Genomic DNA, 8,829 nt, shown 5'->3' with positions numbered 1-8,829 from the left:
CCAGGCCGTCACCAAAACCGGCAAGACCCGCAACAGCGCCATCGACGAACGAACCACGCGGCATCCGGGATATGGCAGGTCGCAATCGCGCCGGGCGATGGTCGAGTGCATCTTCGGATGGGGCAAGCAGCACGGCACCATGCGCAAGACCAAACATCGCGGCATCGCTCGCGTCGCCGCCGACTTCCTGCTCAATCTGATCGCCTATAACCTGATCCGAATCCCCAAATTGCTGGCCGCTTAGCCGCCCCATCAGAGCAAACCCACGCCAGGTTGGACGAATACATCCAACTCCAGCGCTCCGACCCGACAAACGCCGATCAGAGAATAAGAAAACTCGCAATCGATGAAAAGGCAGCGCAACAAAAACTGTTACGGGAAGGTGTTACGGGTTGTTAGAATTTGAGAGGCTGACTTTAGGTAGGCTGTTGAATTTATTGTATAAATTCAAAATGGCTGGGGAACTAGGATTCGAACCTAGACAAACAGAGTCAGAGTCTGTTGTGCTACCGTTACACCATTCCCCAAACGATTCAGAGACTTAGGGAAAAACCCGTCTGGAATCGACTGGAACAGAGATGTCATCTCGTTCGGGCGGGTTCTAGCCCGTCCGCCGGACAAAGCGCAAGGCCTCTGAGCGGAAATGACGGCTCATTGACACCACTGACAACGAACAGGCCACGCAGAGAGCGGCCTGCCCGGTCGCCTCGCCCTTATTCCCCCGGCCCACCGACCGGAATGGCCATCGGCTCGGGCGCCAGATACTTGCCCAGCGCCAGATAGACACCGCCTGACACAACGATGCCCGCCAGCCAGCTCAGATCCGCGCCACCAAGAAGGTTGATCGAGATCGGTCCCTGCAGCGCGGGCACCAGACCATCCTGGAAGAGCCAGGTGGCGATCAGGCCGGCGAAGAACGCGATCATGCCGCTCCAGTTGATATCGCCATAGATGCTGGTCTCCGGCGACTTGTAGAGCTCGGCGATATCGATCTGGCTTTTCCGCCTGACGAAGAAGTCGGCCATCACCACGCCGGCATAGGGGCTCATCCACATCAGCAGGCTGATCAGCCAGTTATCGAACGCCTTCGCGAAAGACGGTGCGAAGATGAAATACACCGTCACCGCATAGCCGGCGACGCCGACGATCAGCGCCAGCATCGTTCGCGAAAAGCGGACGCCCATGCTCAGCGCCGCGAGCGCCGATGAGTAGACGTTGAGGATATTGGTCGCGATCGGCCCGTGCAGCACCAGCAGCAGCACGAGGATGCTGGCGACGCCGCCGAACACCGCCGAGACCATCTTGGCGGGATCGGTGTCGAGCGTGACCGAGGCGATCGTGGCACCGAGAACAGCGAGCCACACCGACGGCACGAACATGCCGACATAGCTGTACCAGAACACGGCTTTCGACGAGGTCGAGCGCGGCACGAAGCGCGAATAGTCCGACGCCCAGGTCACCCACGAAATGCCCCAGCCAACGCCAACGGCGGTCATCAGCAGCGACAACATCGCCAGATGCGGACCCGGCGGCAGCGAGGTCGTGAGATTCCAGTTCACGACGCCAGGCTGGCTCCAGGCCAGCACGCTCATCAGCACCATGATCACCACCGTGACCGGTACGGTGTATTTCTCGAAGGTGCGGATCGCATAGAAACCATAGGTGCCGATCAGCACCTGCGTCACCATCACGATGGTGATGACCACGAGATTGGCGAACCAGCTATCGGTGATCCCGAACTGGCCGAGAATGGCCATCGAGATCTTCACCGGGAAATAGGTGTTCACGCCGATCCAGCCGAGCGTCATCAGGAACATCAACAGGCTTGGCAGATAGGCACCGCGGCGCCCGAAGGCCGAGCGGCTGAGCACCATCTGATTGACGCCGGTCTTGTGGCCCATGACCGTGAAGGCGGCGAAGATCGCGGAGCCCGCCGCATTGCCAATGACGATGACCGCGATGGTTTCCCACAGACCGAGCTTGAGAATGATACCAAGCGCGCCGAGCGCCCAGTTCACCGGTGCGATATTGGCGCCCGCCCAGATCCACATCTGCTGTGGCCCGGTGGAATCCCTGTCGGCATCGGGGATCGGTTCGATACTGTGAATGTCGGCCCGCAACTCAGAGTTAGTCATGCTCGCCCCCACGTCAAAGACAACCTGAGGTCAACAAAGCAAGACGCGTACCAATCCCGGCAGAGCGGCTTGCTACTTGTGGGGCACCGGAGGCGTGCCGTGGGTATGGAACGACTCGATGGTCTTGAGGCCCCAGGCCTGGCCCTTCTTGCGCTCCTCCTCGGTCCAGACGATGGGCTTCCAATCCGGCGCCAGGATCAGCCGTGCGCCGGCATTGGCGACTTCGACACGGTTGCCGCCGGGCTCATAGACATAGAGGAAGAAGGTCTGCTGGATCGCATGTTTGTGCGGGCCGGTCTCGATGAAGACGCCGTTTTCCAGAAAGATATCAGCCGCGCGCAGAATGTCCTCACGGCTGTCCAGCGCATAGGTCACGTGATGGAAGCGCCCTTTGGTGCCGGAGTGATCGCGCGAATAGGCGAAGTCGTAGCTCTTGTTCGACATGGTCATCCACATCGCCGCTTCCGTGCCGTCATTGAGCACGATCTGCTCGGTCAGGCGGAGCCCCATATAGTGCTCGAAAAACTCGCGGTTGGCCTTGATGTCGACCGCAAGGCAGTTCAGGTGATCGAGCCGCCGCACATTGATGCCGCGCGCCGGATAGCGCTGCGCCTGTTTTTAAACGCCGGCTTGAGTTCCGGCGGCGCCTCGTACCATTCGGTCTCGTAATAGAGTTCAACGATATGTCCGTCGGGATCGCGGCAGCGAAATGCCGGCCCGTGCCCGAGGTCCCCGTCGGTCCAGCCAATATCATAGCCGGAGCCCTTCAGTGCCGCCACGCGGCGCTCCAGTGCCTGCGGGCTGCGCGCCCGCAGTGCCATATGCTCCATGCCCGACGTGTTCGACGCCGTCAGCTTCAGCGAATAGCGCTCATAGTCGTCCCAGCCACGCAGATACACGGACTCGCCCTGCCGGCCCGAGACGGTCATGCCCATCACGTCGACGAAGAATTTCAGGCTCTCGTCCGGCTTCGGCGTCAGCAATTCGAGATGACCGAGATGGGCGAGATCGAAGATCGGTTCGGGAGTCATTGGTCGTTTCCTCCAGTATTCTAGTCGAGCTCACCCGATCCCCTCATGGTGAGGAGCGCGTCTTCGCGCGTCTCGAACCATGAGGAATCGGGCGCTCATCCTTCGAGACGCGGTCGAAGACACCGCTCCTCAGGATGAGGGCGACGGCGCGCTATCGCAATGCGCGCGTCACGTCGTCGAACAGCTCATCAACGCTGAACCTGGGCGGGATCAGCCCCTGCTGCGCAGAATAGTCTGTAATAAGAGCCAGCGAACGATTCATGGTATCCGCATCGAAAGACAGGCTCTTGCCGGCTGCCGCCGCCCTGCTCGCCTCCAGCATATGGTGGACTTCGCGCACCACATCGGGGCGCGTATCGGACAATTGCTGGCTGACGACCACCATGTGGTTGATCGGCACCACGCCATGCCTGGCCAGCCATGCTTTCTCTTCAGCCGCCACGTCTGAGAATAGTTGCGCCACCCGTGGATCGTCGCTCTTCTCGCCGAGCACGGCGTCCAACTCGCCGTCGAACAGCATCTGCATGATCTGCTTGCCAGCCGGCGCCTTAGTGGTGCTGTCGACATATTCGGCGACATGCGGATCCTCGAAGGTGATCCATTCGATCGCATCGAGATTGACGCCGTAGTCACTGGCGAGAATGCCGCGCAGCCACGCGCCCGTCGTCGTCGTAAACGAACGAATGCCGACACGCTTACCTTCAAGATCCTTCGGCCCGGTGATGCGTGCTGCTGGGTTCGTGACCGCGAAGCCAAACTGATGCCGCGCCATCATTACATCAGGCAGCAGCACCATCGGCTTGTTGTAGCTCTTCGCCATCAGATAGGTGACGATGGCCATTTCGGCGACGTCGAAGGCCCCATCACGCACCATGGGTTTGAAGCCCTTGTTGGTGGGCGTGTACACGGCAAAATCCAGCTGAACGAGATCGGATGTGATCGCGCCGGATTTCAGCGCCGCCGTATGCGGATGATCGCCGAGCAATATGCGAAGCCGCATTGCCGCCTCCTCCCCGCTCACGCCTGATCGGGATCGTCGACGTAAACAAGACCCGCTTTGGCCAGCGGCTCGCGCATATTGTACATGTCGAGGCCGAGAATGCCGGAAGCCAGCTTCTGACGCTTGGCGTCTTCCTCGGCAAAACGCTTCTCGCCTTTCACCGCAACCTCCGCAGCAAGTTTGCGCGGGATCACCACAACCCCGTCTTCGTCGGCGACGATGACGTCCCCCGGCATCACTTGCGCGCCGGCGCAGACCACCGGCACGTTCACCGCACCGAGCGTTGCCTTCACCGTCCCCTTCGCCGAGATCGCGCGCGACCACACCGGAAAGCCCATCTCGCGCAGCGTCTTGATATCACGGCATCCGGCATCGATGATCAGGCCGACACCGCTGCGTGCCTTCAGCGAGGTCGCGAGGAGATCGCCGAACATGCCGTCGGTGTTGTCAGTCGTGCAGGCCACCACCAGCATGTCACCGGGTTTGCACTGCTCGATCGCCACATGCAGCATCCAGTTGTCGCCGGGCTGTGCCAGCACCGTGACCGCCGTGCCGGCGGCCTCCGCGCCGGACCACACCGGGCGCATATAGGTCTTCATCAGGCCAAAGCGGCCATAGGCCTCGTGCACCGTGGAGACGCCGAGCGCGCCTAGGCGCTGCACAACATCTGCATCGGCACGCTGAATGTTTCTGACAACGACGGGTTTCATGCCAGTGTCTCCACGGTCATCGGGAACAGTCGCTGATAGGCCTCGCCATAGGTCATGGCCGCGCCGGTGTTGCGGCCGCCCTGCATGCCACGCTGCAAGGCCACCCGCTCGTAATAGGCCCAGAGGTGCTTTTGCGCAGCGAGAATTTCGAACGTCTTGCGCTTGATGTCCCAGACCTCATCGATGTTGAGGATCACCTGCGGCTTGAAATTGCATATCTCCGGCTGATGCGGCTCGAACAGGAACACCGGGGGCGCGGAGTAGCTGTATTCCGCTTCAGGCTTGTGCCCCATCGCCTGCGCGATGATGCGGGCCTCCTGCGCAGCGGCGGTCGCCGCGGGATGATCGACATTGTACGGATCTTCGAGGGAATGCGTCAGTACGAAGCTCGGATTGAGTTCGCGATAGATATCGATCAGCCGCTCCTTGTGTGCTTCCGTCAGATGCAGCGGATAGTCCCCGGCGTCGAAGAATTCGATCTCGGCGCCCAGCGATGCCGCCGCACGCTCGGCTTCGTCTTTCCGTCCGGCCTTGACCTTGTCCAGCGTCATGCCCGCCTGCTTCCAGGCGAATTGCGACTCGCCGCGTTCGCCGTAAGCGAGGCACACGATCTTGACGCGGTAGCCTTTCTTCGCATGCAGCGCGATCGCGCCGCCGGCGCGCCAGACGAAATCGCCGGGATGTGCGGAGACCACAAGACCTGTCTTGGCTTTGGACATCGAATCTTTCCTTGGTTCTTTCTGCCGCTCAGGTATCGAATTCAAACAGACGCGCGGGATTGTCGACGAGGATCTTTTGCTGGATCACCGGGTCCGGTGCGAAGAGCGGGATGAGATCGACGAGATCGCCGTCGTTCGGCATCGCCTTGACGTTGGGATGCGGCCAGTCGGTCCCCCAGATCACGCGATCCGGCGCGGTCTCGCAGATTGTCTTCGCGAACGGCACGGCATCGGTAAAGGGCGGACCCATGGAGGTCACGCGCTCGCAGCCGGAGACCTTCACCCAGCATTTCTCGTCGCGCTTCATCAGGTCGATCAAGGTGCGGAACGGCTGCTGCTCCAGGCCATCGGCGGCCTTGACGCGGCCCATATGATCGATGGTGTAGATCACCGGCAGCTTCGCCAGCAGGTCGGCATAGTCGGGCAGATCGACCGCATCGAAATGCAGATCGACATGCCAGTTCATCGGCGCGATCATTTCGATGATACGATGAAACACCTTCATGTCCGGCGTGCCGCCGAGATGCCGCACGAAATTGAAGCGACAGCCGCGGAAACCACCTTCGTGCAGTTCGCGGAGCCCCTGCTCCGTGATCGTGCCATCGATATTGGCCACCGCACGGTAGCGCCCGCCGCTCACCGCGATGGCGTCCAGCGCTACGCGGTTATCAGTGCCGTGCACGCTGGCATTGACGATAACGGCACGGCCGATGCCGAGCTTCTCGTGCAATGCCTGAAAATCTTCCAGCGGCGCGTCGGGCGGAATGTAGGACCCCACATAGGGATATTTGGTGCCGGGCCCGAAGATATGCGTATGCGCGTCGCAGGCCAGCGGCGGCAGCTTGAACTTCGGCGTTTTGGTGTGCGGATCGGGACCAGGAACGGTTGGTTTCGTCATTGTTTCGGAATTCCTGCCTTGTCGATCACGGCGGTCCACTTCGCGATGTCGTCGACCAGCCGGGCCTTCAATTCCTCGGGCGAGCTGGCTTTCGCCTCGATCCCTAGATCGAGCAGCTTCTGCTTCACATCGGGCAGTGCCAATACCTCCCGCAGACCCGCATTCAATCGCGCTACAGCTTCGGGCGGGGTGCCTGATGGCGCGAACAGCGCATTCCAGGAGACCACGTCGTATCCCTTCACGCCGCCTTCGATCATTGTCGGCACGTCCTTGAGGATTACCGAGCGGGCTTCACCGGTGGTGCCAACGGGACGCATCTTGCCATCCTGCAGCGCCGATTTCATCCCGACATAATTGTCGATCATGAGATCGATGTCTTCGCGCAGGAGCCCGACAATGACCTCAGGCGTTCCGCGATAGGGCACAATCTGGAAGTTGATCCCGGCGGTGGATTTGAGCAGTTCGGCCGACAGGTTCTGGGTGCTGCCGACGCTGATGGTGCCGACATTCAATTTGCCCGGATTGTCGCGCGCAAACTTGATGAGGTCGGCCAACGTCTTGTGTTGCGAATTCGCATGGGTGCCGACGATGAAATCGAAGAAGCCGATGCTGGAGATCGGCGCGAAGTTCTTCACGGGATCGAATGGCAGACTCTTGAACAGCGGCACGCTGACGGCAGTGCCGTTGCTGAGCAGCGCCAGCGTATAGCCATCCGGCTGCGACGATAGCACTGCGCGCGCTGCGGCGACGCCGCCAGCACCCGGCATGTTTTCGATCACGAGGCGCTGGCCGAGATTGTCGCCGAGTTTGTCGGCTACGATGCGGATGGTGATGTCAGCAACACCACCGGCCGCAAACGGCACGATCACGCGAATGGGCCTGGTCGGATAGCCGGACTGCGCCTGCGCCAAAGACACCGCGCCTGTGAGAAATATCACGCCGAACGCCCATTTCGCGGCAGTCAGCAAATGCTTGAGTTTGGTCGGAAAGCAGAGCGTCATGATGGATCGAAGACGCCTGACGCGTCCACCCTCGCCGTATTTATGTCGGCGCCAATGGCCGTCACGTCATCGCGACCATGCCATGGACCGTTCTGCTTACGGCAGTATCCAATTCCGATATATGAAACAAATGAGAAATATGGGATAATTGTGCAGTTTCCTGCATATATCCCTCAAGGGCGGACTATCCCGCTGACTGGAAGTATTTGCGGGTCAGATCGATCAGCACCTGCGCCGGCTTGCTCACCGGCTGTCCGCGCTTGACGATGATCCCTACGGTTCGACTGACGCTCGGATTGCGAAGCGGCACAGCGACCAGTCCGGCAGTCCCTTGCGTCGCCACCGCGATGCGGGGCACCACGGCGATGCCAAGCTTTTCTAACACCATGCCCACGGCGGTCTGCAGGTGCTGCACCTCATAACGCCAGTTCAGCGCATCGCGCCGGTGGCCGAGCGCATCGTCGATCAGCGCCCGGTTGCCGGCCTGCGGGCTAATACGGATCAGCGGCATGTCCTCAAGATGCGACCAGGCCACGAATTTGCGTTGCGCAAAGGCATGATCCTTCGTGCACAGCAAGACGAAGCGTTCCTTGATCAGCGGGGTGACTGCCAGATCCCATATATTGGTCGCCGTGATCGTGATGCCGAACTCTGCCTGCCCGGACTGCACCAGAGTGGCAATCTCGCCCGCCGAGTTGTCATGGATCTTGATCGAGATCCCGGGATGGAGCGCGGTGAATTGCTTCAGCACCCGCGGCAGATGATAGGCGGCGATGGTCGGCAGGCAGCCGAGCGAGATGTGTTCCTGTCGCTTTCGGCCCCGCGCCCGGAGCAAGTCGATGGAGTCGGAGAGTTCCCCGATCATCCGCCGCGCGGTAGGCAGCAGTTCCAGTCCGGCCGGAGTTAGTGCCACTTGCCGCGTGGTGCGGGCCAGCAGCTGAAAGCCGAGATCCTCTTCCAGTTTCTTGATCCGGTGGCTCAGCGCCGTCTGTGACAGATTGAGGTGCGCGGCGGCCCGCGAAAAGCTACCCCGCTCCGCGATGCTCAGAAACGCCTGCAGGCCGGGAAAATCAATGCGCATAAGAGGTCCGAACACGACCGAAGGCCACCGCGTTGAGATAACGCGGCGGCAGCGCCCCATGCAAGGTCAGGACGTTGGCGCATCCTGATCTGGCGGGCTGGTTAAAACCGCGTAAAGCCGAATTCGCAGCCGTGAACGGCGAGGTATCCGGTGCGGGCGTTTTCGCAGTCCAATGCGGAGCTAATTCCGCAATGCAAGTTTGACGAGCAGAGCCTACCGATAGCCCGCGGACACGCCTTAACAATTTGTGCAGT

8 protein-coding genes, 1 tRNA gene and 1 pseudogene are annotated in these 8,829 nt (G+C 60.8%); 1 reads left to right on the top strand and 9 read right to left on the bottom strand.

Features of this window, described 5'->3' with window-relative positions; all coding sequences use genetic code 11:
- Nucleotides 1–244 (top strand): transposase (locus AC1RLZ_RS20395; protein WP_493190112.1); only part of this gene is annotated, 244 nt, incomplete at its 5' end.
- 209 nt (nt 245–453) lie between these two features.
- On the opposite strand, the gene AC1RLZ_RS20390 is transcribed toward AC1RLZ_RS20395, so the two are convergent.
- The 9 genes and pseudogenes from AC1RLZ_RS20390 to AC1RLZ_RS20350 all read right to left on the bottom strand — a co-directional run bounded on the left by AC1RLZ_RS20390 (nt 454) and on the right by AC1RLZ_RS20350 (nt 8,575).
- Nucleotides 454–527, bottom strand: a tRNA-Gln gene (locus AC1RLZ_RS20390).
- Nucleotides 528–713: 186 nt separating this feature from the next.
- Entirely contained in the window at nt 714–2,135 is a 1,422-nt protein-coding gene (locus tag AC1RLZ_RS20385) for a purine-cytosine permease family protein (protein ID WP_493190111.1), read from the bottom strand.
- 72 nt (nt 2,136–2,207) lie between these two features.
- Nucleotides 2,208–3,166: pseudogene (locus tag AC1RLZ_RS20380) on the bottom strand (catechol 2,3-dioxygenase).
- 151 nt (nt 3,167–3,317) lie between these two features.
- Nucleotides 3,318–4,166: an ABC transporter substrate-binding protein gene (locus AC1RLZ_RS20375; protein ID WP_493190110.1), complete on the bottom strand. Its 849-nt coding sequence runs from the start codon at nt 4,164–4,166 to the stop codon at nt 3,318–3,320.
- 17 nt (nt 4,167–4,183) lie between these two features.
- Complete coding sequence (locus AC1RLZ_RS20370) at nt 4,184–4,876, bottom strand: 4-carboxy-4-hydroxy-2-oxoadipate aldolase/oxaloacetate decarboxylase (protein WP_493190109.1); 693 nt, start codon at nt 4,874–4,876, stop codon at nt 4,184–4,186.
- The gene (locus AC1RLZ_RS20365; RefSeq protein ID WP_493190108.1) at nt 4,873–5,595 is read right to left on the bottom strand and encodes a PIG-L deacetylase family protein; all 723 of its coding nucleotides are present in this window, start codon (nt 5,593–5,595) and stop codon (nt 4,873–4,875) included. Before AC1RLZ_RS20365 ends, AC1RLZ_RS20370 begins: the two co-directional genes overlap by 4 nt.
- Before the next feature lie 28 nt (nt 5,596–5,623).
- Nucleotides 5,624–6,493 (bottom strand): amidohydrolase family protein, encoded by an 870-nt coding sequence (locus AC1RLZ_RS20360; RefSeq protein WP_493190107.1) that lies wholly within the window; start codon nt 6,491–6,493, stop codon nt 5,624–5,626.
- Nucleotides 6,490–7,494, bottom strand: a complete 1,005-nt coding sequence (locus tag AC1RLZ_RS20355; protein ID WP_493190106.1) for a Bug family tripartite tricarboxylate transporter substrate binding protein — start codon at nt 7,492–7,494, stop codon at nt 6,490–6,492. Before AC1RLZ_RS20355 ends, AC1RLZ_RS20360 begins: the two co-directional genes overlap by 4 nt.
- 184 nt (nt 7,495–7,678) lie before the next feature.
- Nucleotides 7,679–8,575: a LysR family transcriptional regulator gene (locus AC1RLZ_RS20350; protein WP_493190105.1), complete on the bottom strand. Its 897-nt coding sequence runs from the start codon at nt 8,573–8,575 to the stop codon at nt 7,679–7,681.
- Between the last annotated feature and the right edge of the window lie 254 nt (nt 8,576–8,829).

It is taken from the genome of Tardiphaga sp. GW822-FHT04G09 (assembly GCF_058800725.1).
Note: the sequence above shows the minus strand (reverse complement) of the source record. Positions and strands in the feature narration are given on the sequence as shown.